The organism is Streptacidiphilus melanogenes (assembly GCF_000787835.1).
In the GTDB taxonomy this organism is placed as follows: Bacteria; Actinomycetota; Actinomycetes; order Streptomycetales; family Streptomycetaceae; genus Streptacidiphilus; species Streptacidiphilus melanogenes.
Map to the genome: position 1 here is coordinate 143,027 of NZ_BBPP01000010.1, position 22,634 is coordinate 165,660.

A 22,634-nucleotide genomic window follows, 5' to 3' on the forward strand; every position below is an offset into this window, starting at 1 on the left:
CCACCACCGTCGCCGACCTGGCCGCACTCGTCCTCGCCCTGGCCGACCGTCTCGGGATCGAGCAATTCGCCTACGCGGGCGTCTCGCTCGGCGGAGCGGTCGGCGCCCACCTCGCCGCCCACCACCCCGAGCGGGTCACCTCGCTCGCCCTCATCTGCTCGTCCGCGCGTTTCGGCGAATCGCAGGGCTGGCACGACCGCGCCGCCGAGGTACGCGCCCACGGCCTCGCCGGGCTGCTGGACGCCTCCGCCGCCCGCTGGTTCACCCCGGCGTTCGCCGCCTCCCCCACCGCCCGCGCCCTCCTCGCGGACCTGCGGGCCGCCGACCCGGCCGGCTACGCCGCGTGCTGCGACGCCCTGGCCGCCCTCGACCTGCGGCCCGCCCTGAAGCAGATCACCACGCCCACCCTCGTCCTGGCCGGACGCGAGGATCCGGCCACCCCGCCCGCCCAGGCCCGCGAACTCGCGGACGGCATCGCCGACGCCACGCTGGTCGAACTGCCCAGGGCCGCCCATCTGGCCCCCGCCGAGCAGCCCGACCGCGTACTGGCCGCCCTCACCCGCCACCTCTCCGAGCCCTCCGCCCTGGATCCGGTCTACACCCGGGGTCTGACAACGCGCCGGCAGGTGCTGGGCGAGGCGCACGTCGACCGGGCCGTCGCGGCCACGACCGACTTCACCGCGCCCTTCCAGGAGCTGATCACCCGTTACGCCTGGGGCGAGATCTGGACCAGGCCCGGGCTGGACCGCCGCGTCCGCTCCTGCATCACGCTCACCGCCCTGGTCGCCCGCGGCCACCACGAAGAACTCGCCCTGCACGTGCGCGCGGCGCGCCGCAACGGACTGTCGGCGGAGGAGATCGGCGAGGTGCTGCTCCAGTCCGCGATCTACTGCGGCGTCCCCGCCGCCAACGCCGCGTTCGCGATCGCCGACCGGGTCCTGCGGGAGGAACCCGGCACCACCACCGACGGAGCGGAGACCGCCCGATGAACCAGACCGCCGCCCTGCCGCACCGCACCACCGTCGGCATCGTCGGAGCGGGTCCCGCCGGCCTGCTGCTGGCCCGGCTGCTGCGCCGGGCAGGCGTCGACTGCGTGGTCCTGGAGAGCCGCGACCGCGCCTACGTCGAGCAGCGCCAGCGCGCGGGGATCCTGGAACAGGGCACCGTCGACGCGCTCCGCGGCTGCGGCGCAGCCGACCGCCTCGACCGGGAGGGCCTGGTCCACGACGGCGTGGAGCTCCGCTGGAACGGCCGCGCGCACCGGATCGACTTCCCCGGGCTGACCGGCGGCCGCCGCGTCTGGGTCTACGCCCAGACCGAGGTGGTCAAGGACCTGATCGCGCTTCAGCTCGCCGACGGATCGCCGCTCGCGTTCGAGGCCGAGGTCACCCACGTCACCGGCGCCGACACCGACCGGCCCGTCGTCCACTACCGCCATCTGGGCCGTGAGCGGACGCTCGCCTGCGACTACGTCGTCGGCTGCGACGGCTTCCACGGCGTGGTGCGACGGGCGATCCCGCAGCACGCGCTGCGCGGCTACGAGCGCCGCTACCCCTACTCCTGGCTCGGCGTCCTCGCCGACGTCGCGCCGTCGAGCGAGGAACTCGTCTACGCCCACTCGCCGCGCGGCTTCGCGCTGCTCAGCATGCGTTCGCCGACGGTCAGCCGCCTCTACCTCCAGGTGCCGAACGGCGAGGACCCCGCCGACTGGCCGGACTCGCGGATCTGGGACGAGCTCGAGACCCGCCTCGCCCTCGACGGCGGCTGGACCCTGAAGCGCGGACGGATCACCTCCAAGGCCGTGCTGCCGATGCGCAGCCACGTCACCGAACCCATGCGGTTCGGCCGGATCCTGCTCGCCGGGGACTCCGCCCACATCGTGCCGCCGACCGGCGCGAAGGGCCTGAACCTGGCCGCCGCCGACGTGGTCGTCCTGGCCCGCGCCTTCGCCGCCCTGCGCACGAGCGGTTCGACGGAGCTGCTCGACGCCTACTCCGACACCTGTCTGCGCCGGGTCTGGCGGGCCGAGCACTTCTCGTGGTTCATGACCACGACCCTGCACGCCGACCCGGACCAGTCCGCGTTCCGCACCCGGCTCCAGGTCTCCCAGCTGGACCGGATCGCCTCCTCGCGCCACGCGGCGGCCGAACTGGCGGAGAACTACGCGGGCCTTGCCATCGGTTGAGCCCGGCACGGATGCCCGACGGCGGTCCCTGCGGCGGTCCCTGCTTGGATGGGGCCATGAGTGATCTTCATGTGCTGCGCGTCTTCTGCGGCCCGGGCGGCGCGGCGGGCAACGCGCTGGGGGTCGTCACGGACGGCTCCGCCTTCGCCGGTCGGGAGCAACGCCAGCAGCTGGCAAGGGAGTTGGGCTTCTCCGAGACGGTCTTCGTCGACGACGCGGCGGCGGGCCGGGTCGACATCTACACCCCGAGTGCCCGCCTGCCGTTCGCGGGGCACCCGCTCGTCGGCACGTCGTGGCTGCTGCGCAGCGAGGGCTTCACCGTCGACATGCTGCGGCCGGAGGCGGGGGACGTCGCGGCCTGGCAGGAGGGCGAGTTCCACTGGATCCGCGGCCGCGCTCAGTGGGCGTCGGGCCGCAGGACGCAGCGGTACGACAGCGTCGCCGAGGTGGACGCGCTGGCCGTGCCGCCTCTGGGGACGGGCTGGCTCTACGCCTGGGCCTGGTCCGACGAGGCGGAGGGCGCCGTCCGTACGCGGGGCTTCCCCGGCCGCGGCGACGGCATCGACGAGGACGAGGCGACCGGCGCTGCCGCGGTCGTGCTGACCGCGGAACTGGGCCGGGCGCTCGACATCCGGCAAGGGGTGGGCTCGCAGATCCTCACCCGGCCGGGCCCGGACGGCACGGTGGAGGTCGGCGGGCGTGTCGTCCCCGTGGAGGTCCGCCGACTGCGGCGGGCCTGAGCGCCCCGCTCACCAGCGACGGGCTCCGGCAAGGTGCGCCCCTGGTGCCGCGGCGCGGCTCCTCGCCGACCCCGGCGGCCCCGCCGATCCGCGCTCCGCGGCTACGCCGCGAACGTCGCCTCGAAGGCGCTGCGGTTCGTCGAGGGCTCGCTGCGGTCCCACACCGCGAAGACCACCCGTGCGAAGACGCCGTGGTACGCCCCGCCCGGTGCGAGCCAGGAGCGGAACGCGCCCGCGACCTCGTGCGGGTCGTTGCGGAAGACTCCGCATCCCCACGCGCCCAGCACCAGCTGCCGCGCGCCCTGGTCTGCCGCCACGCCCAGCACCCGGCCGGACCGGCGGGCCAACGCGGAGTGGATCCGCGGGCCCGCGTCCGGTTCACGGCGCAGCAGCGCGCCGGCGTTCGGGGCGGGGCTGGTGAGGAAGGACGCTGTGAACGGCTCGGCCGCGAGAGCGCCCCGGTCGTCCCGGTGCACCGGCACCGAAGGCGACCAGATGACGCGGTCGCTGTAGAGCAGGTCGTCGGACGCGCGGTGCGCCTCGTAGTACTCCGGGGCCTGCAGCAGGCAGGGATGGAGGAGAGCGTTGCGGCACAGGTCCTCCTCCTGTGCACGGGCGCCGCCCAGGTAGCCGCCGCCGGCGTTGCGCGCGGAGGCGAAGTTCAGCACCGCGACCGGGCCGTCGGCCGCGAGGCGACGGGCCGCGGTCAGGCTGCCCTCCGCTGTCACCTCGATCACCGTCGCGAGGACGGCGTCGTCGCGGGGCGTGTCCGGCCACTCGTCCGGGCCGAAGCAGCGGGTGCCGGCGACGGCCGCGGCCAGGGCCGGGCCGATCTCGACCTCGGTGCCGTCGACGGCCACATAGCGACCGGTCTCGGCGATGACCTGGTTCCGCGCCGCCACGGCGCGCAGTCGGCTGCTCATGTCCCCGCACGCTAGGACAGCGGACCGGTTCGGGGCGACCGAATTCGCGGCAGGCGTCCGGGCGGCGGCGTGCCCGGACGGGTAGCGTGGCGGCATGAGTGACCTGATCCTGGTGCGGCACGGCGAGACCGAGTGGAGCGTGTCGGGCCAGCACACCAGTTGGAGCGACATCCCGCTCACCGAGAACGGCGAGGCGCAGGGCCGGGCGCTGGCGCCGCTGCTCGCCGAGCACAAGATCTGCCTGGCGCTGGTCAGCCCGATGCGGCGGGCCCAGGACACCGCGAAGCTGGCCGGGATGAACGCGGTGGTCGACCGGGATCTGGTGGAGTGGGACTACGGCGCGTACGAGGGCGTGACCACGCGCGAGATCCACCGCACCCGGCCCGACTGGAACCTGTGGACGGACGGCGTGGCGCCCGGCCCGCCGGAGCACCCGGGCGAGACGCCGGAGGAGGTCGGCATCCGCGCCGACCGGGTGATCGCCAGGGCCGAGGCTGCGCTGCAGAACGGCCGCGGCGGCGATGTGGTGCTGATCGCGCACGCGCACTTTCTGCGCGTCCTGGCCGCGCGCAGGCTCGGGCTGCCGCCGTCCGACGGGGCGCTGTTCCAGCTGGCCACGGGCACGATCAGCCGGCTGAGCACCGAGCACGGCCGCCATGTCCTCGCGTCCTGGAACGAGCAGCCGCGGGGTTGAGCCGGAGGGTCCGCAGAAGGGTGCTCCTTGGAGTGACCCTTCTCTCCCTTCCTTGGATAAATCGTCCCGAACCCGGACAGTGGAACGAGCAACGACTCTGCCCCCGATCCGGAAGCCTCCACCATGACCGACCGCCGCACCCGCTCCGCCGCGCTTGGCGTGGCCGCGCTCGCCGCCGTCACCGTGGTGCCGCTCGCCGCCTGCGGCGGGTCCGCCACGACCGTGAAACCGTCCGCTGCCGGGGCCGCCTCCAGCGCGACGACCGGCGCCGCCGCGCCGAGCACGAAGCCCACCGGCAGCCCCAGCTCGAGCCCCTCGTCCAGCGCCTCGAAGCAGTCGCAGCCGTCCAAGCGCAGCAGCGCACCCGCGGGGTCGGGGGACGTGGCGGCCGCCTCTTGCAGCAACACCTCGAAGCTGGCCGGCTGGTCCAACCAGCGGCTGGCGATGTTGACGATCGCCGTTCCCGTCGACGAGGGCAACGTCGCGGCCGCCACCCCGGAGGTCGCGGCCGGAGCCGGGGGCGTCGTGCTCTTCGGCAGCTCCGCGCCCGCGAACCTCGGGCAGCAGATCAGCGCCCTCAAGTCGCACGTGCCCGGCGGCCACGGCCTGCTGGTGATGACGGACGAGGAGGGCGGCGGCATCCAGCGCATGGCGAACCTGGTCGGCTCGCTGCCCTGGCCCGCCTACATGGGCGGGAACTGGAGCCCGGCGCAGATCCAGCAGAACACCACGGCTGTCGCCCAGAAGATGGCTGCGGCCGGTGTGAACATGGACCTCGCGCCGGTGGTCGACGTCGACGGCACGAACGCCGCCCCCAGCGCGCAGAACCCCGACGGGTGGCGTGCCTTCAGCGGCGACCCGTCCCTGGTCGGCCGCGACGGCACGGCGTACATGAAGGGCATGATGGCCGGCGGTGTGATCCCCGTCCTCAAGCACTTCCCCGGCATCGGCGGTTCGAGCTACAACTCGGACCTCGGTCCCGCGAACACCATCCCGTGGTCGAGCGAGCAGCAGACCGGCATGGCGCCGTTCCAGGCGGCGATCGCCGCCGGAGCCCCGGCGGTCATGATCTCCAACGACAAGGTCCCCGGCCTGACCTCGACGCCGGCCGGCCTCTCCCCGACGATCATCAACGACGAGCTGAAGGGGCACCTGGGCTTCCACGGCCTGGTCATCACCGACGCGCTCGACGCCAAGGCGATCTCCGCCGCGGGCTACTCCGTCCCCTCGGCCACGGTCCAGGCGCTGCGCGCCGGCGCGGACATGGTGATGTTCAGCCAGGAGCCGGACACCCCCGGCCTCACCCAGCAGACGGCGAACGCGGTCGTGGCCGCCGTCAACGACGGCAGCCTCTCGCGTGCGCGGCTGATCGACGCGGCGAACGCCGTGCTGAACGTCCGCCACGTGAACCTCTGCGGGTAGTCGAGGCACCAAGGACGGGGGCGCGGCGCAGCCGAAGCGAAGGGTCCGCTGCAACCGGGGTCAACTAAGCTGACCGGCGATGGCCTCCTCCGTTTCCGGCTCAGCCTGGTACCGCTCGCTCAAGACCGCTACCCGGTCCGGGCTGACGGTGGAGCGGGCGACGAACCAGCCCCTGGCCGCGCTGCGCGGCGCCCTCGGCGTCGCGATCGCGCTGTTCGGCGCGCTCGCGCTCGGCGGGCCGGCGATGGCGACGTCCGCCGCGCTCGGCGCGCAGCTCGCCGGGATGGCCACCTTCCAGCGCAGCTACCGTCCGCGCCCCTGGCTGGCGCTGGCGACCGCGCTGGCGCTGTCGTTCAGCACCTTCGTCGGCTACGTCGTCTCGCCGTGGCACCTGCTGTTCCTCGCGGTGCTCGCGGTCTGGGCGTTCGCAGCCGGAATGGCGTGGGTCGCGGGGCAGACAGCCGGGATCCTGGCGTCGATGGCCGTCACGGTCATGATCGTCGCCGTCACCCTGCCCGCCAGCGTGCCGGAGGCGGCGCAGCACGCGGGCGTCATCGCGGCAGGGGGCGTCATCCAGGCGCTGCTGGTGGTGCTGTGGCCGGTGGACCGGTGGAGCGCGCACCGCGAGGCCCTCGCCGAGGCGTGCGGGTCGATGGCCGACTACGCGCGACGGCTGCGGCACGACCCCTTCGCGCCGTTCGACCCCGATCCGCTGATGGCCGCGCGCGAGGCCGCGATCGTGACGCCGGGTCAGGCGCGCAGCCGTCCCTCCGAGCTGGCCGGGGTGCGCTCGCTGGTCGAGCGGCTGCGTCCGGCGCTGGCCGCGCTCGCCGATCCGCGCGTCGGCGCCGCCGAGGAGGGCCGCGAACGCGACCGGGCGCGCGAACTGCTTGCGGCCGCCGCCGAGATCCTGGACGCGGCCGCCCGCTCGATCCGCAGCGGGGAGGGCGCGCAGGTCCCCGAGCGCGCCTACCGCGCGCTGGCCATCCCCGACGGCGGCCCGGTGCTGCACGGCATCGCCCGGCACACCGCGCTGCGCCTGATCGGCCTGCTGGCCGAGGTCACCGACGCGCTCGACTCGCCCGTCGACGACGACCAGCCGCGCTACCTGCGCCGCCCCGGCGTCCGCGCCCTGCTGCCGCTCACCGCGGCCGCGGTACAACGGAACTGGACGCAGCGCTCGCCGGTCATGCGGCACGCGGTACGCGTCGCGGTGGTCGTCACGCTCGCGGAGGGCCTGGGCATGCTGCTGCCGTTCGGGCACGGCTACTGGGCGGCGATGACGGTCATGATGATCATGCGCCCGGAGTTCTCGCAGACCTACACCCGCGGCGTCGCCCGGCTCGCGGGCACGGTCGTCGGCGTCGGCCTCGCCTCGGTCGTCATGGTGCTGGCGAAGCCGGCGCCGTGGGTCTGCGGCCTGCTGGCCGTCGTCGCGGTCGGCTGCGCGTACCTGACCATGCGCGCGGGCTACATGGCGCTCAGCGCGCTGGTCTCGGTCTACGTCGTCTTCCTGCTCTCGATGGACGGGCTCGTCCTGCGGTACACCGCCGAGGAGCGCGTCGGCATGACGCTGCTCGGCGGGTTCCTCGCCTTCGCCGCGTACGCGCTCTGGCCGACCTGGCAGACGGTGCGGCTGCCGGATCGCCTCGCCGACTACATCGACGCCGCGGGCCACTACGCCGCGGCCGGCCTGGAGGCCTTCGGGGACCCGTCCGCACACAACCGGCGTGCCCTTCGCGACGCCCTGCTGGACCATCGCGCGGCCCGGGCCGCGCTCACCGCGACGGAGGCCTCCGCCGAGGCGGAACCCGTCCGCGCGCGGGGCCTGCGCCCGTCCCAGCTCGCCGACGCCCGCGCGGCGATCTCCGCCATCGGGCGGACCACGATGCTGATCGAGGCCCACGTCCCGACCGCCGAGGGCGACTCCCCCGGCGCGACCGCCTTCGCGGCGGTCGTCCGGGAGCAACTCGCCCACGCGGCCCAATCCGTCCGCGCGGGCGCACCCGTCGACCTCACCCCGGTCCGGGACGCCTTCACCACCTGGTCGGAATCCGAGGACGGCACCCCACCGGAGATCATCTACGACGCCTCGATCCTGACGGAGGCCATGACGGGCCTTCAGGACGCCCTGGCGTCTTAGGTCCTGGCCGACGGATGTTCCGGGCCCGGGCCGCCTGGCACGCACTCCCCGCCCTTCGGCCGGGAGGTGCCCCAATGCCGCGTTGGCGGTGGGCAAAAGCACGGCCCAGCCCGTGGACGTTCCGCCGCCTTGCAGGAGCGCACGCGCCGGACGGCCCGGGCTGGTCCGGATCCGCCGGACGGGGCCCGGGGCCGACACCCTCCCGCACAGGCCCCGGCCGTCGCTCGGGCGCGCGACACGTACGGTCGGGGGCCGGCAGCAGTGCCAGCCCGGGGCACGCCCCCCGGCCGCACGCGCCGAGCGTCCGGCCGAGCTCCCGCCGAGGCCGCCGGCCCCCGAGCATGCCTTGCGCCCCTCGCGGGTCGTCGGGCAGCGACCGTGCGGCCTAGTCGCCGAGCTTGGCGAAGAGCGGGGTGGACTTCGGCAGCACGCCGCCCTGCGGGGTACAGCGCTCGACGATCCGCTGCGCCGCGTCCGGGAGGAAGGGGCGCAGTTGCTCGCCCACCTCGCGGCAGGCGGCGACAAGGGCGGCCAGCGCGGCGTCCAGGGGAGCCGAACGGGCGCCGGTGCGTTCGGCCTTGGCGAGCTCCCAGGGGCGGGTGCGGTCGATGCAGCGGTTGGCCTCCTCCACGAGGGTCCAGACGGCGGCGGCCGCCGTGCGGTAGTCGAAGGCGTCGAGGGCCGCGTCGACGCGGCCTGCGGCGCGGGCACAGACGGCGCGGAGCTCGGAGGTGGCCGTGGTCACCGTGGTGGGTTCCGGGACGACGCCGTCCCGGTAGCGGTGGACCATGGTGACCACCCGGTGGACCAGGTTCCCGAAGCCGTCCGCGAGGTCCGCGTCCGCCCGGGCGATGAGGCGCTCCTCGGTGAAGTCCGCGTCGCCGACGCGCGGGACCTCCCGCAGCAGCCACCACCGCACCGCGTCCGTGCCGTAGCGGGCGACCAGCTCGGCGGGGTCCACCACGTCGCCCGCGGACTTGCTGATCTTCCGGCCGGACACCGTCAGGTAGTCGTGCACCAGCACCCGCGTCGGCAGCGGAAGGCCGGCGGACAGCAGCATCGCGGGCCAGTAGACGGCGTGGAACCGCAGCACGCCCTTGCCGACCAGGTGGACGCGCTCGCCCTCGCCCGCCCACCAGCGCTGGAACTCCTCCGCCGGAGCGTCGCCGCCGAGGCCGAGGCTGGTGACGTAGTTGCCGAGGGCGTCCCACCAGACGTAGACGACCTGGTCATCGTCGCCGGGCACGGGGATGCCCCAGCCGCGGGCGCGGGCGCGGCTGCGGGAGACCGAGAAGTCCCGCAGGCCGGAGTCGATCAGCGCCAGCACCTCGTTGCGGCGAGAGGCCGGCTCGATGCGCAGCGCGCCGCTGGTGATCAGCTCCCGCAGCTGCTCCTCGTACCGCGAGAGCCGGAAGAACCAGTTCTCCTCGCTGACCTCCTGCGGCTCCGTCCCGTGGTCGGGACAGCGGCCGTCGACGAGCTCGGCGTCGTTGTAAAAGGCCTCGCAGCCCACGCAGTACCGGCCGGTGTACGCCTTGCGGTAGAAGTCGCCGGCCTCCGCGCAGCGCTGCCAGAGGTGGGCGACGCCGGCGCGGTGGCGCGGATCGCGGCTGGTGCGGATGAAGTCGTCGAAGGAGAGCGCGAGCGGCTGGGCGAGTTCGGCGAAGGCGGCCGCGTTGCGGTCCACGAGGTCCTGGACGGCGACGCCCTCGGCCTCCGCGGCGAGGACGTTCTTGAGCGAGTTCTCGTCGGTGCCGCTGAGGAAGCGCACCGCGCCGCCGCGCGAGCGGCGGTGCCGGGCGAGCACGTCGGCCTGGACCAGCTCCAGGGCGAAGCCCAGGTGCGGCCGGGCGTTGACGTACGGGATCGTGGTGGTGACGTAGTAGCTCATCAGGCTCTTCTCCTGCCTCGGTGCGGCTCGGTGCGGGAGGGGCCTGTGGCTCGGACATGCGAGAGGCCCCTGGACGGGGGCCTCGAAGGAACGCGCGCGCGTCGTTCAGCAGCCCCGGTAGGGGCGCATCATTCGACGGGTCGGCGCGGAGATCATGGACGCAGGTTACCAGAGCCCGCGGCCTGCGGGCCCTGCCGTTTCGCCGGGCTCGAGCGGTGCTGGGCGGCGCCTTCGAGCGGATCTGCAGGTGGCGGGGGTGGATCTACAGGTGGCCGCGGATGAACGCGCCGACCTCGGCGGCCCAGTGGGCATACTCGCCGCGCATCGCCGCGTCGCCGCCGCAGAGCTTGGCGACCTGCGGGTCGGTGAGCCGGTCCGCGTCGTCGGCGGCCAGCATGGTGGAAAGTCGTTCCATGGTCGCGGCCAGCCGCTCGGCGTCGTGGTGGCTCAGCATGACCAGCCGCTCGGTGCGGCCGATGGTGGTGGAACCGGGCATGAGTGCCTCCCGGGATCGCTTTCGCACGCCTCGAATCGTTCCCCACCCACGGTAGATCCGCTCGCGCGGATCCGCTCGACAGGCTCACTGTGCTCCTGGCGGGCCAGGACGGGCTGACCTCCCCTGCTGCTCGAGGTGCAGCTCGGCGGCGGCGCCGACCGTGAGGCCGTCGCCGCCGCCTTCGCTGAACGACGACTCAGCGGACGACGTTGATGAAGCTCATCATCCCGTTGTCCTCGTGGGCCGCGATGTGGCAGTGGAACATGTAGCGGCCCGGGAAGTCCTCGAACGCGATCCGGATCACCACCACGCCCGGCTTGCCGTTCTGCTCGTACGGCACCGGGATGATGTCCTGCCGGTTCGTGTAGGGCTGCGGCACCCCGTTGACCGACATCACCTGGAAGTCCGAGGTGTGCAGGTGGAAGGGGTGGATCTCACCGGAGGTGTTGTAGATGGTCCACTCCTCCACCGTGCCCAGCCTGGCCGGGGTGGCGAAGACGGAACCGTCGCTCATCATGAACTGCTTGCCGTTGATGAAGAAGCTGTCGCCGTCCGCGCTCTCGGACAGGACGAGCTTGCGCTTCTGGGCGATCTTCGCGCCGGCCAGGTCGGGCGCGGCGGTCGGGATGCGGCCGGAGACGGCCGGCAGCCGGCCCGTCGTCGCCCCCCGCACGTCCATCCGGAGCAGCTGGGTGTTCGGGTAGTCGTCGCCCTGCGGGCCGTTGGAGTAGGCGAGCGTGCGCAGCCAGGCGCCGCCCGGCTCGGATCCGGCGGTCACCAGCACGTCGTAGCGCTTGCCCGGCGGCAGCAGCAGCTCGGAGGCCGTGCGCACCTTGGCGACGGGCGCCCCGTCCTCACCGACCACGGTGAACCGGTACCCGTCCAGCTGGAGCCGGTAGAAGATGTCCGCGCCGGCGTTGGTGAGCCGCCACAGCTGGGTCTCGTTCGGCCGCATCGACAGCACCGGGCGCAGTTGGCCGTTGACCAGGCGTACGGTCGGCGCGCCGGAGTCGATCGAGGTGGTGCCGGTGTTCTGCACGATCGAGCCGTCCGCCGCGATCTGCGCGTCCTTGAACACCAGCGTGTGCGCGGTGATGTGACGCAGCTTCGGCGGCAGCAGGGTGCGGTCGTCGCCGACGATCAGCGCGCCCGACAGGCCCGACGAGATCTGGTTCTCCACGTCGCCGGGAACGAACGCGGCCGGAGAGCCGCTCATCCCGCCCATGTCGCCGCCCATCGGCCCGGACATGTCGTCGTCGATGTCGTCGGCGACCATCGCGCCGGGCTTGGGGCAGGTCGTGCCCATCGCGTGGCTGTGGTACCAGAAGGTGCCCTGCGGGTGGTTCTTCGGGATCGCCAGCCGGTACGTCAGCGACTGGCCGGGCGCGACGCACAGGAAGGGGTCGTCGGAGACGCCGGTGGGCGCCACGTGCAGTCCGTGGAAGTGCAGGTTGGTGGCGACGGTGAGGTGGTTGACCAGCCGGATCGTCACCGCCGAGCCGGGCGCGACCCGGACGGTCGGCGCGACGAAGCTGCCGTTGTAGGACTGGCCCCAGACCTTGCGCCCGGAGAGGTCGAAGCGCGTGCGGTGCGCGTCGAGGGTGATCGTGATCTGCTTCGTGGCCGAGGTGTCGGCGTCGGCCGGATCTCTGAAGGGACGGCCGGAGACCATCCCCTTCTCCTGTGCCGCCGTCGACGGCGGCTTCGGCGCGGACGAGGCCAGCGCCTGTCCCCCGAAGACCGCCCCCGCCAGGACCGCGGCCGCGGTCAGCCCCTGGACGAGGCGCCGGGTCCGCCGCGGTGTTCTGGCCGCCGGCCCCGCATTGCCGGTCGAACGCCCATTCATCAAGCCCCCCAATGGAATTGGAATCCGGGCAGCCCGAAGAAGACCCCCCGATTCAGAACAAACTGAGAGGAAGCATGGCGATTGACGGCCTCACAGGCAAGACTCAGCAATTCCCGAGACGTATCTCACGTCGTCATCGCCGGGCCCGGCCGCTACCTCATGCGGAGGATGGACCGTCACCGACCCCTCTTCAGGCGCGTTCTCGCCTTCTAGGCTGGCTGCGTGGCAGACCAGACCCCCTCCCCCGACCGGATCCGCCCGCTGTGGAGCGCCAGGCGATCGCGCTACCGCGGCCTCGTAGGTCTGCTGCTGACCCAGGCGTTGTCATTGACCGGCACCCGCGTCTCCGCCGTCGCGCTGCCGTGGCTGGTGCTGACCACCACCGGCAGCACCGCCCTCACCGGCCTGACCGCGTTCTGCGAGCTCGGCCCGTACGTGCTGGCCAAGGCGGCGGCGGGCCCGGCCATCGACCGGATCGGGCCGCGCCGGATCAGCCTGCTCGGCGATCTGGTCAGCGCGACGGCGGTGCTGGCCGTGCCGATCGCCCACGCGGCGGGCGCGCTGCCGATCTGGCTGCTGCTGGTCCTCGTCGCCGTCATCGGCTCGGTGCGCGGGCCGGGCGACGCGGCCAAGGTGGCGATGACGCCGGACGCCGCCGACGACGCGCGGGTGCCGCTGGAACGCGTCACCGGCCTGTCCGGCGCGGCCGAGCGGCTGGCCATCACCGCCGGCCCGGCGCTCGGCGCGGCCGCCGTGGCCGGGTTCGGCGCAGCGACGGCGCTGGTCTTCAACGCCGCCACCTTCCTGCTGAGCGGTGCGGCCACGGCCCTGGCCGCACCGCAGCGCCGGGTGCAGGAGGCGGCGGCCGAGGAGGACGCTGGCTACTGGGAGCGGCTCGGCAAGGGCTTCGCCTTCCTGCGCGGGAACCGGCTGTTGGCGACGGCGGTGGGGCTGACCGTGGCCACCAATTTCCTGGACGCCGCGTGGTCGGCGGTGCTGATCCCCGTCTGGGTGCACCGGCACGGGCTCGGGGTGGGCGCGGTCGGCGCGGTCTTCTCGGTGATGAGCGCGGCCTCGGCGGCGGCGGGGCTGGTCGCCGCATGGCTCGGCGAACGGCTGCCGCGCCGCGTCACCTTCCTGGCCGGGTTCGTCGTGGCGGGCGCGCCGCGCTTCCTCGTCCTCGCGCTCGGCGCGCCGCTCGGCGCGGTGCTCGCCGTCAGCGCGGTCTCGGGCTTCGCCGCAGGCTTCCTCAATCCGATCCTGGCGGCCGCGGTCTACGAGCGGATCCCGCGCGAGCTGGTCGGCCGCGTCATCTCGGTGGCGGACGCGGTCTCCTGGGCGGGCGTCCCGCTCGGCGGCCTGATCGCCGGAGCCGCCCTCGGCGCGGTCGCGCTGGGCCCGGTCGCCGCGACGGCCGGCCTGCTGTACTGCGCCGTCACGACGCTCACGGGCCTGCGCCCGGAGTGGCGCGAACTGGACGCCGAACCGGCCGCCCGCACCGACTCCCACCCGAGCCGCGCCCCGTCCCACCGCCCCCTGCCGGGCGCGTCCCCGGCCAGCAGCTGACCTGCGCCGTCGACGTCCGGGCGGGCAGCGCAGTAGGGTGTTCGCCGACGAGCGAACACCCTGGGCGATCCGGACGGAGCAACCGCCATGACCCCGAGCACGGAGCGCGCGCCGGGCACGAGCCACCGCGCCGCGCCGGAACACGCGAACCTGGACGAGGTGCGCCTGGAGACGGCGCTCCTCGCCCTCGCCGATCCGGTCCGCCAGACGCTCGTGCGCGCCCTGGCCGAGGCGGGCGACTGGGAGCGACCCTGCGGCAGCTTCGACGTGCCCGTCACCAAGGCGACGCTGAGCCGCCACTTCGCGGTCCTCCGCGAGGCAGGCCTGCTGGAGCAGCGCGACGCCGGGCCCAGGCGTCTCAACCGCCTCCGGCGGCCGGAGTTCGACGCACGCTTCCCGGGGCTGCTGGCTCTGGTCCTGGCCGACTGACCCGAGCTGACCCGAACAACCAGGAAAGCCAGGAGCGAGGGCCCAGCCCCGGAAGACGTCTCAGCGGATCGGCAGGCCGGACAGGGTCCGGGCGATGACCAGGCGCTGGATCTCGCTGGTGCCCTCGAAGATGGTGTAGATCGCGGCGTCGCGGTGCATCCGCTCCACCGGGTACTCGCGGGTGAAGCCGTTGCCGCCGAAGATCTGGATGGCCTGGCCGGTCACCCACTTGGCCGTCTCACCGGCGTAGAGCTTGGACATGGAGCCCTCGGCCGCGGTGAAGGGCTGGCCGGTGGCGGCCATCCAGGAGGCGCGCCAGACCAGCATGCGCGCGGCGTCGATGCGGGTGCGCATGTCGGCGATGGTGAAGGCGATGCCCTGGTTGTCGATGATCGGGCGGCCGAACTGCTCGCGGGTCTTCGCGTACTCCAGCGACTCCTCGTACGCGGCGCGGGCCAGGCCGACCGCCTGGGCGCCGACGGCCGGACGGGAGGCCTCGAAGGTGGCCATCGCGGCGTTCTTGACCTGCTCGACCCGCTCGCCGCGGGCGACGGCCGCGGCCCGCTCGCGGGTCTTCGCCAGGCGCTCGTCCAGCTTGTCCTTGCCGCCGAGCAGGCAGGAGCTCGGGACGCGCACGTTGTCCAGGACCACCTCGGCGGTGTGCGAGGCGCGGATGCCGTGCTTCTTGAACTTCTGGCCCTGGCTCAGGCCCGGCGTGCCCGGGGGGATGATGAAGGACGCCTGGCCGCGCGCGCCCAGCGCCGGGTCGACGGTGGCGACGACCACGTGGACGTGGGCGATACCGCCGTTGGTGGCCCAGGTCTTGGTGCCGTTGATGACCCACTCGTCCTTCGCCTCGTCGTAGACGGCGCGGGTGCGCATCGCCGCGACGTCCGAGCCGGCGTCCGGCTCGGAGGAGCAGAAGGCCGCGAGCTTCGGGTCGTCCGGGGTGCCGAACATCTCCGGCGCCCAGGTTCCGACCTGCTCGGGCGTACCGTTGGTGACGACGCCCGCCGCGGCGAGCGCGCTGCCGACGATGGCGAGCGCGATGCCCGCGTCGCCCCAGAACAGCTCCTCCATCGCGATCGGGATGCCCAGACCGGTCGGGTCGAACTGCTGCTGGGCGAAGAAGTCGAGCGAGTAGATGCCGACCTTGGCGGCCTCCTGGATGATCGGCCAGGGGGTCTCCTCGCGCTCGTCCCACTCGGCGGCGGCCGGGCGGATCACGTCGCGCGCGAAGCCGTGCAGCCAGTCGCGGACCGCGATCTGGTCGTCGTTGAGAGCGAGGTTGAAGCCGGTCATAGGTGTGTCTCCCCGGGCGCGAGGCGCGGACTGGATTTATTTCCGCCAGGTGTTACCGTCGGTAACGCGCTCCACAGTTTGTTACCAGGCAGTAAGGATGTCAAGGCAATGCCGAGCCCCGACCGCGCCGACCGGCGTGAGGTGCTGTTGGACGCCGCCGACCGGGTGGTCCGGCGGGAAGGTCCGCGCGCGAGCATGAACGCCATCGCGGCGGAGGCGGGCATCACCAAGCCGATTCTCTACCGGCACTTCAAGGACAAGACCGGCCTCTACCAGGCGCTGGCGGAGCGCCACAGCGCCGCGCTGCTGGACCGCATCCGCGAGGCGCTGGCCGCTCCGCTGGAGCGGCGCGAGCTGGTGGAGAACGTCCTCGACACCTACCTCGCCGCGATCGAGTCCGCGCCGCAGGTCTACCGCTTCCTCGCCCACCCCGACCCCGCCGCGGACGGGCTCTCCCCCGCCGGCCCGCTCGCCCCCACCCTGCGGGCGATCGCCTCCGAACTGAGCACGGCCATCGCCGGCCAGATCGACCTCGGCCCGGACCGCGACCTGCTGGCGACGGCCTGGGGCCAGGCCATCACCGGCATGGTCCTCGCCTCCGGCGACTGGTGGCTGGAGCAGCCCGGATTCCCCCGCCACCGGATGGTCCAGACCCTCGCCGACCTCCTCTGGGGCCGCCTCGCCGCCGCCGCGGACAACCCCTCCGCAACGGCCAACCACAACGGCTCCCACATCCGCGAGGAAGCCCGCGACTAGGGCTGCGCAAGGCCAACCTTTTGCCAGGTCAGCCGCGGCGTCGCGGGGGCCGCCTCCCGGCCGAAGGCCGAGGGGGCACGTGCCTGGCCTCGTGGCAGGGCCAAGAGTGGAGCACGCGGGACTACTCGCTCCGCCCACCCGCGTCTTCCCGGTTCCGGGTGGCCGCGGCGCGGGCGAACCGATCCCGACCGTGGCGGCCGGTCGGCCTCGCACGCGCGGAGCGCTCTCAGCCGGTGCGCCTGGGGCGCCTACAGCGGGAGCCGGAGCGCGACCGTGCTGTGGGAGTGGGCGAAGCCCGTGCGCTCGTACAGGCGGCGGGCCGGGTTGCCCTCGGTGACGGTGAGGGACAGCGAGGGGCCGCCCTCCTTCGCGGTGACGGCGAGGGCGCGGCGCAGGAGGAGGCCGCCCAGGCCGGGGAGGGAGTCCTCCGGGTCGCGGAAGAGGTCGACGACCGCGGGACCGGTGAGGGCGAGGTCAGCGACCGAATGCCCAGCCCGGGGCAGGACCGCCGCGGCGAGGGACGAGTCGCCGTTCTCGTGGCCGATCATGATGCCCGCGACCGGGCGGCGGCCACGCACGGCGACCACGCTGCCGCCGAGCAGACCGCCGAAGAGGCCGCCGCCCATCAGCTGGGCGAGCCGGTCGAAGTCCCCGGCGGGGTGGTCCGGGTGGGTGGGCGGATAAGCGCGCCGGTGGATACGGAAGAGACGCCGGGGGCTCACCTCGTGCGGCGCGACGAGCGCCAGCTCGGGCGGCAGGGGCGGGTCCGACCAGGACGGATCGGGAGCCCGCACCCCGAAGTCCCAGACGTAGTGGTGCGCGTAGCGGCCGTGACTGAGCGAGGCGTCCAGCAGCAGGCGGGCGAAGGCGTCCTGCGGCCCGGTGACCCGGAGCTCGGCCATCCAACCTGGCAGGCGGCGTCGGACGACCGCCGCCGCACGGGCGGGGTCCGCGTCGCGCGCCGGGCGCAGGTCCGCCGCCCACCAGAAGTCGTGGCCACGCAGCAGCCCGCGCACCTGGACGAAGTCGGCGACGGCCGTGCCGTCGTCGTCCCGCACCGACCAGCGCTCGGGCTGCGCGCACCACTCGTCCGTCATGCGCGCCCCCCGCCGACCGGTGCGTCACCGGCGGGGACGTACCAGTCGGCGCGTCGCATCGCGCGCAGCGCCCGCGCCCTGCGCCAGCCGGTCAGCTCGTCGAGGAAGACGCCGCCGTCGAGGTGCGCGGCCTCGTGCTGGAGGCAGCGGGCGAAGAAGCCGGTGCCCTCGATCTCGACCGGCGCGCCGGTGAGGTCCTGGCCGCGTACCACCGCACGGTCGTAGCGGGGGGTCTGCGCGCGCAGGCCCGGCAGGGAGAGGCAGCCCTCCTCGCCGGCGATCACGACACCGTCCGCCTCGACCAGGACGGGGTTGACGACATGTCCCAGATGGCGCACGTCCTCGTCGTCGGGGCAGTCGTAGACGAAGACGCGCAGGCCGATCCCGATCTGATTCGCCGCCAGCCCCACTCCGTCGGCCGCGTACATCGTGGCGAACATGGACTCCACCAGGGAGACCAGCTCCTCGTCGAAGCGCTCGACCGGCGCGCAGGGGGTGCGCAGCACCGGTGAGGCCCAGGCGGTGACGGGGTGGACGGTACCGGCGCTGCCGGGAATGCGGGAGAGCATGGGAGGACTCTATGTGTCCCCGCTCGAAGCCGTGCCCGAGCCCGTGCGCGAGCCCATGCCCGAGCCCGTGCCGAGGCCGTGCGACGGTCCGTGGGCGACCGGGTCGTGGACGCCGCCGACCGCGGAAGCGATCGTGCCGGTAGGCTACGGGCAGCCGGGGGCACACACGTCCCGCAGGCCGTCCCGCAGGAGGAAAGCAACCGATGTCAGCGCATCCCGATTCGGCCGCGACCTCGGCCTCGCTGAACGCCCGTGCCAAGCTCGCCGTCACGGCCGGCAAGGCCGCCGCCGCCGTGTCGCGCGCGGCCGGCCGCGGCAGCGGATCGGTGATCGGCGGCCGGGTTGCCCTCAAGCTCGACCCGGACCTGCTGCGTCGCGTCTCCGAGGGCCTGGACGTGGTCCTGGTCTCGGCCACCAACGGCAAGACCACGACGACCCGCCTGATCGCCGAGGCGCTCAAGGCTGCGGGCCCGGTGGTGTCCAACGCGCTCGGCGCCAACATGCCGGCCGGCATCACCTCCGCGCTCGCCGACAGCGGCGAGGCGCGCTTCGGCGTGATCGAGGTCGACGAGAAGTACCTGAACATGGTCGCCAGGGACACCAACCCGAAGGCGATCGCGCTGCTCAACCTCTCCCGCGACCAGCTCGACCGCTCCTCCGAGACGCGCATGCTCGCGGAGAAGTGGCGCGAGGGCCTGGCCGGGACCGAGGCCGTCGTCATCGCCAACGCGGACGACCCGCTGGTCACCTGGGCGGCGTCGTCCTGCAAGAAGGTCATCTGGGTCGCGGCCGGCCAGGCCTACAAGGAGGACGCCTGGTCCTGCCCCAGCTGTGGTGGCGTCATGCAGCGTCCGGACGAGGAGTGGTTCTGCCCGAGCTGCGGGTTCCGGCGTCCGCAGCCGCACTGGGCGCTCCAGGGCGAGTTCGTGGTGGACCCGCAGGGCAACCCGTGGCCGATCCGGCTCCAGCTGCCCGGCCGGGCCAACCTGTCCAACGCGACGAGCACCGCCGCCGTCGTGTCGGTCTTCGGGGTGCACCCGCAGATCGCGCTGCAGCGCATGGAGTCGGTGCAGGCCGTCGCCGGGCGCTACGAATCGGTGCTGGTGAACGGCCGTGAGGTGCGGCTGCTGCTGGCGAAGAACCCGGCCGGCTGGCTGGAGACGTTCAGCCTGATCGACCCGGCGCCGTCGCCGGTGGTCCTCTCCGTCAACGCGCTCTCCGCCGACGGCACCGACACCTCCTGGCTGTGGGACGTCGACTACGAGCGTCTGGTCGGCCACCCGGTCTTCGTGATGGGCCAGCGCAAGCTGGACCTCGCGGTGCGGCTGGAAGTCGCGGGCGTGCAATTCCAGGTCGTCGACTCGATCCAGCAGGCCGTGGCGATGGCGCCGCAGGGCCGGATCGAGGCGATCGCCAACTACACGGCCTTCCAGCAGCTGCGCCGCGACGTGGCGACCCCCAACTGACGCCGGCCCGGGACTTGAGGAAGAGGACTCCCCGTCATGACTGACAGTGCCCTGCGGCTGATCTGGATCTACCCGGACCTGCTCTCCACCTACGGCGACCGCGGCAACGTGCTCGTCGTCGAGCGCCGGGCCCGGCAGCGCGGACTCCAGGTCGAACGCGTCGACGTGCGCTCCGACCAGCCGGTGCCGACCAGCGGCGACATCTACCTGATCGGCGGCGGCGAGGACCGTCCGCAGCGGCTCGCGGGTGAGCGGCTGCGGCAGGACCCGGGCCTGGGCCGGGCGGTGGAGAACGGCGCGATCGTCTTCGCGGTCTGCGCCGGATACCAGATCCTCGGCCACGAGTTCATCGACGACCGCGGTGAGCGGACCGCGGGCCTCGGTCTGCTCGACGTCTGGTCGACGCGCGGCGAGGGCAAGCGCAACGTCGGCGACATCGTCGCCGAGCCCGACCCGCGCCTGGGCCTGCCGACGCTGACGGGCTTCGAGAACCACCAGGGCGTCACCCACCTGGGGCAGGGCGTCTCCCCGTTGGCGCAGGTCACCGTCGGCGGTGGCAACGGCACCGGCGAGGGCACCGAGGGCGCCTGGCGGGACACCGTCTTCGGCACCTACCTGCACGGGCCTATCATGGCCCGCAACCCGCTGGTCGCGGACCTGCTGATCAAGCTGGCCCTCGACGTCAGCGCGCTGCCGCCGGCGGACAACACCTGGTACGACGCGCTGCGCGCGGAGCGCATCGCGGCGGCCCAGGCCACCTCCTGAGCCGCGGGCGGGACAACCTCCCGAGCCGCGGGCAGCGGACCGGCTCAGGGCAGCGGCAGACAACCGAACACCGCCGGAGGCTCACGCACACCCCTGCCGAGCCTCCAGCACCCACCCTCACACTCCCCCCGCAGGGCGCCGACGGCGCCGCCCTGGCGACCGGGCCGGCCTGACCGGAAGCCGACGCTCGGTATCATCGCGATAGGGTTGTTTTGTCCGATTCCGGTCACCGCGCTCTGCTCGGGAGTAGTTGAACGATGCGTATTGGTGTGCTGACCAGTGGTGGGGACTGCCCAGGTTTGAACGCCGTGATCCGGTCCGTGGTGCACCGCGGCGTGGTGGACCACGGCGACGAGATCATCGGCTTCGTGGACGGCTGGCGCGGCCTGCTGGAGGAGGACTACCGCGAGCTGACGCTGGACTCGGTCTCCGGCATCCTCGCTCAGGGCGGGACCATCCTCGGCTCGACCCGCGTGCAGCCGAGCAAGCTGCGCGACGGCGTCCCGGCGGCCAAGGCCATGTGCGAGCGGCTGGGCCTCGACGGCATCATCCCGATCGGCGGCGAGGGCACCCTCAAGGCCGCCCGGATGCTCTCCGACGCCGGGCTGCCGATCGTCGGCGTGCCGAAGACCATCGACAACGACATCGCCTGCACCGACGTCACCTTCGGCTTCGACACGGCCGTCTCGGTGGCCACCGAGGCCCTGGACCGGCTGAAGACCACCGCCGAGTCGCACCAGCGCGTCATGGTCGTCGAGCTGATGGGCCGCCACACCGGCTGGATCGCCCTGAACGCCGGCATGGCCGCCGGCGCGCACGCGATCGTGGTCCCGGAGCGCCCCTTCGACATCGGCAAGCTGACCGCGGTCGTCGGCGAGCGCTTCGAGCGCGGCAAGAAGTTCGCGATCGTCGTGGTGGCCGAGGGCGCCAAGCCGGAGCCCGGCACCATGGAGTGGGAGCGCGGCAGCATCGACATCTACGGCCACGAGCGCTTCGCGGGGGTGGCCACCCGCCTCTCCGGCGAGCTGGAGCGGCGCCTCGGCAAGGAGGCCCGCCCGGTCATCCTCGGCCACGTCCAGCGCGGTGGCACGCCGACCGCGTACGACCGCATCCTGGCCACCCGCTTCGGCTGGCACGCGGTCGAGGCGGTGCACAAGGGCGCCTTCGGTCACCTGACGGCGCTCCAGGGCACCGCGATCAACCTGGTCCCGCTGGCCGACGCGGTCGCCGACCTGAAGACCGTCCCCGCGGAGCGCTACGCCGAAGCAGAAACGGTCATCTGAGCCCGGGGCAGCCGACGGTGCCAAGCAACGGGCGGAATGTCCGATTAGCGTGGCCTCATGGAGATCCTCGCCTACGGCGTCCAGGCCGACGAGAAGCCGCTGCTGGAGGCCGCGTTCGCCGGCCGCCACGAGGTGCGGTGTCTGGAGGTGTTCCTCGACTCCGACACCGCGCCTCTGGCCGCCGCACACGAGGTGATCAGCTCCAGCGTCAACGCCCAACTCGACGCGACCACGCTGCGCACCCTCGCCGAGGGCGGGACCCGGATGATCGCGCAGCGGTCGACCGGCTTCAACAACATCGACCTCGACGTCGCGGCCGAGCTCGGCCTGACCGTCGCCCGGGTCTCCTACTACTCTCCCTACGCCGTGGCCGAGTTCGCCTGGACCCTGGCCCTGGCGGTCAACCGCCGGGTGATCCGCGCGGCGAACCGCACCCGCGAGTTCGACTTCCGCCTCGACGGCCTGATGGGCGCGGACGTCCACGGCATGACCGTCGGCGTCGTCGGCACCGGCAAGATCGGCGAGTGCTTCGCCCGGATCGGGCACGGCTTCGGCACCCGACTGCTGGGCTGGGACATCGCCGAGAACGCCACCTGCCGCGACCACCTGGGGATGGAGTACACCTCGCTGGAGCGGCTGCTCGCCGAGTCCGACCTGATCTCCCTGCACGTCCCGCTGCTGCCGGACACCCACCACCTGATCGACGAGAGCGCCCTGGCGCGCATGAAGCCGGACGCGCTGCTGGTCAACAGCAGCCGGGGCGGCCTGGTCGACACCCACGCCCTGGTCGAGACGCTGCGCGCGGGACGGCTGCGCGGGGTCGGCCTGGACGTGTACGAGGAGGAGACAGGCCTGTTCTTCCTCGACAAGTCGCTCGAGGGTGTGGCCGACGACACGCTGGCGCGCCTGATGACCTTCCCGCAGGTGCTGGTGACCTCCCACCAGGCGTACTTCACCGCCACGGCGGTGGGGCAGATCATCGACGCGACACTGCGCAACGTCGAGGACTACCTCTCCGGACGGCGCACCGAGAACACGCTCGTGCCGCGCTGAGGCACGCG

General features: G+C 73.4%; 20 protein-coding genes. 13 read left to right on the plus strand and 7 right to left on the minus strand.

The annotated features are described in order from the left end of the window. From pcaDC to TR49_RS14200, 3 genes are all read left to right on the plus strand, one after another. Positions 1–989 (plus strand): bifunctional 3-oxoadipate enol-lactonase/4-carboxymuconolactone decarboxylase PcaDC (gene pcaDC / locus TR49_RS14190; protein ID WP_063770089.1); only part of this gene is annotated, 989 nt, incomplete at its 5' end. Further along, complete coding sequence (locus TR49_RS14195) at positions 986–2,185, plus strand: 4-hydroxybenzoate 3-monooxygenase (protein WP_042381512.1); 1,200 nt, start codon at positions 986–988, stop codon at positions 2,183–2,185. The genes pcaDC and TR49_RS14195, both read left to right, overlap by 4 nt. Before the next feature lie 56 nt (positions 2,186–2,241). Then, complete coding sequence (locus tag TR49_RS14200) at positions 2,242–2,925, plus strand: PhzF family phenazine biosynthesis protein (protein WP_042381514.1); 684 nt, start codon at positions 2,242–2,244, stop codon at positions 2,923–2,925. A 101-nt stretch (positions 2,926–3,026) separates the two neighbouring features. Here the strand turns inward: TR49_RS14200 and TR49_RS14205 are convergent, their stop codons facing one another. Further along, positions 3,027–3,848, minus strand: coding sequence for a TIGR02452 family protein (locus TR49_RS14205; RefSeq protein WP_042381515.1), 822 nt, complete (start codon positions 3,846–3,848; stop codon positions 3,027–3,029). Between the two features lie 94 nt (positions 3,849–3,942). Here TR49_RS14205 and TR49_RS14210 point away from each other — a divergent pair, with 94 nt between their 5' ends. The 3 genes from TR49_RS14210 (at position 3,943) to TR49_RS14220 (ending at position 8,107) form a co-directional block, all read left to right on the plus strand. Beyond that, positions 3,943–4,542, plus strand: a complete 600-nt coding sequence (locus tag TR49_RS14210; RefSeq protein WP_042381517.1) for a histidine phosphatase family protein — start codon at positions 3,943–3,945, stop codon at positions 4,540–4,542. A 123-nt stretch (positions 4,543–4,665) separates the two neighbouring features. After that, positions 4,666–5,964 carry a glycoside hydrolase family 3 N-terminal domain-containing protein gene (locus TR49_RS14215; protein WP_042381519.1) on the plus strand — a complete coding sequence of 433 codons (1,299 nt, stop codon included), beginning with the start codon at positions 4,666–4,668 and terminating at the stop codon, positions 5,962–5,964. 79 nt (positions 5,965–6,043) lie between these two features. Continuing rightward, positions 6,044–8,107 carry an FUSC family protein gene (locus tag TR49_RS14220; RefSeq protein WP_042381521.1) on the plus strand — a complete coding sequence of 688 codons (2,064 nt, stop codon included), beginning with the start codon at positions 6,044–6,046 and terminating at the stop codon, positions 8,105–8,107. 385 nt (positions 8,108–8,492) lie between these two features. Here the strand turns inward: TR49_RS14220 and metG are convergent, their stop codons facing one another. The 3 genes from metG to TR49_RS14235 form a co-directional block, all read right to left on the minus strand. After that, the gene (metG, locus tag TR49_RS14225) at positions 8,493–9,998 is read right to left on the minus strand and encodes a methionine--tRNA ligase (protein WP_042381523.1); all 1,506 of its coding nucleotides are present in this window, start codon (positions 9,996–9,998) and stop codon (positions 8,493–8,495) included. A 262-nt stretch (positions 9,999–10,260) separates the two neighbouring features. After that, positions 10,261–10,494, minus strand: coding sequence for a hypothetical protein (locus TR49_RS14230; protein ID WP_042381525.1), 234 nt, complete (start codon positions 10,492–10,494; stop codon positions 10,261–10,263). Positions 10,495–10,690: 196 nt separating this feature from the next. After that, positions 10,691–12,340 (minus strand): multicopper oxidase family protein, encoded by a 1,650-nt coding sequence (locus tag TR49_RS14235; protein WP_236653359.1) that lies wholly within the window; start codon positions 12,338–12,340, stop codon positions 10,691–10,693. Between the two features lie 222 nt (positions 12,341–12,562). Here TR49_RS14235 and TR49_RS14240 point away from each other — a divergent pair, with 222 nt between their 5' ends. Next, positions 12,563–13,906 (plus strand): MFS transporter, encoded by a 1,344-nt coding sequence (locus tag TR49_RS14240; protein WP_236653360.1) that lies wholly within the window; start codon positions 12,563–12,565, stop codon positions 13,904–13,906. A gap of 87 nt (positions 13,907–13,993) precedes the next feature. Then, positions 13,994–14,335, plus strand: a complete 342-nt coding sequence (locus TR49_RS14245) for an ArsR/SmtB family transcription factor (RefSeq protein WP_042381530.1) — start codon at positions 13,994–13,996, stop codon at positions 14,333–14,335. A gap of 60 nt (positions 14,336–14,395) precedes the next feature. Here TR49_RS14245 and TR49_RS14250 read toward each other — a convergent pair whose 3' ends face one another. Further along, the gene (locus TR49_RS14250) at positions 14,396–15,637 is read right to left on the minus strand and encodes an acyl-CoA dehydrogenase family protein (RefSeq protein ID WP_042381531.1); all 1,242 of its coding nucleotides are present in this window, start codon (positions 15,635–15,637) and stop codon (positions 14,396–14,398) included. Between the two features lie 108 nt (positions 15,638–15,745). On the opposite strand from TR49_RS14250, the gene TR49_RS14255 reads away from it, so the two are divergent. Next, a complete protein-coding gene (locus tag TR49_RS14255; protein ID WP_042381533.1) occupies positions 15,746–16,393 on the plus strand; it encodes a TetR family transcriptional regulator in 648 nt (215 codons plus the stop codon). A 248-nt stretch (positions 16,394–16,641) separates the two neighbouring features. On the opposite strand, the gene TR49_RS14260 is transcribed toward TR49_RS14255, so the two are convergent. Then, entirely contained in the window at positions 16,642–17,490 is an 849-nt protein-coding gene (locus TR49_RS14260) for a hypothetical protein (RefSeq protein ID WP_042381535.1), read from the minus strand. After that, positions 17,487–18,059 carry a peptide deformylase gene (def, locus tag TR49_RS14265; protein ID WP_042381536.1) on the minus strand — a complete coding sequence of 191 codons (573 nt, stop codon included), beginning with the start codon at positions 18,057–18,059 and terminating at the stop codon, positions 17,487–17,489. Before def ends, TR49_RS14260 begins: the two co-directional genes overlap by 4 nt. Before the next feature lie 203 nt (positions 18,060–18,262). On the opposite strand from def, the gene TR49_RS14270 reads away from it, so the two are divergent. The 4 genes from TR49_RS14270 to TR49_RS14285 all read left to right on the plus strand — a co-directional run bounded on the left by TR49_RS14270 (position 18,263) and on the right by TR49_RS14285 (position 22,626). Continuing rightward, on the plus strand, positions 18,263–19,525 hold the full coding sequence (locus TR49_RS14270) for a MurT ligase domain-containing protein (RefSeq protein WP_042381538.1): 1,263 nt from the start codon (positions 18,263–18,265) through the stop codon (positions 19,523–19,525). Between the two features lie 36 nt (positions 19,526–19,561). Further along, on the plus strand, positions 19,562–20,290 hold the full coding sequence (locus tag TR49_RS14275) for a type 1 glutamine amidotransferase (protein WP_042381540.1): 729 nt from the start codon (positions 19,562–19,564) through the stop codon (positions 20,288–20,290). 257 nt (positions 20,291–20,547) lie between these two features. Continuing rightward, positions 20,548–21,573 carry a 6-phosphofructokinase gene (locus TR49_RS14280; RefSeq protein ID WP_042365437.1) on the plus strand — a complete coding sequence of 342 codons (1,026 nt, stop codon included), beginning with the start codon at positions 20,548–20,550 and terminating at the stop codon, positions 21,571–21,573. Positions 21,574–21,630: 57 nt separating this feature from the next. Next, positions 21,631–22,626 carry a 2-hydroxyacid dehydrogenase gene (locus TR49_RS14285; protein ID WP_042381542.1) on the plus strand — a complete coding sequence of 332 codons (996 nt, stop codon included), beginning with the start codon at positions 21,631–21,633 and terminating at the stop codon, positions 22,624–22,626. Positions 22,627–22,634 lie beyond the last annotated feature (8 nt).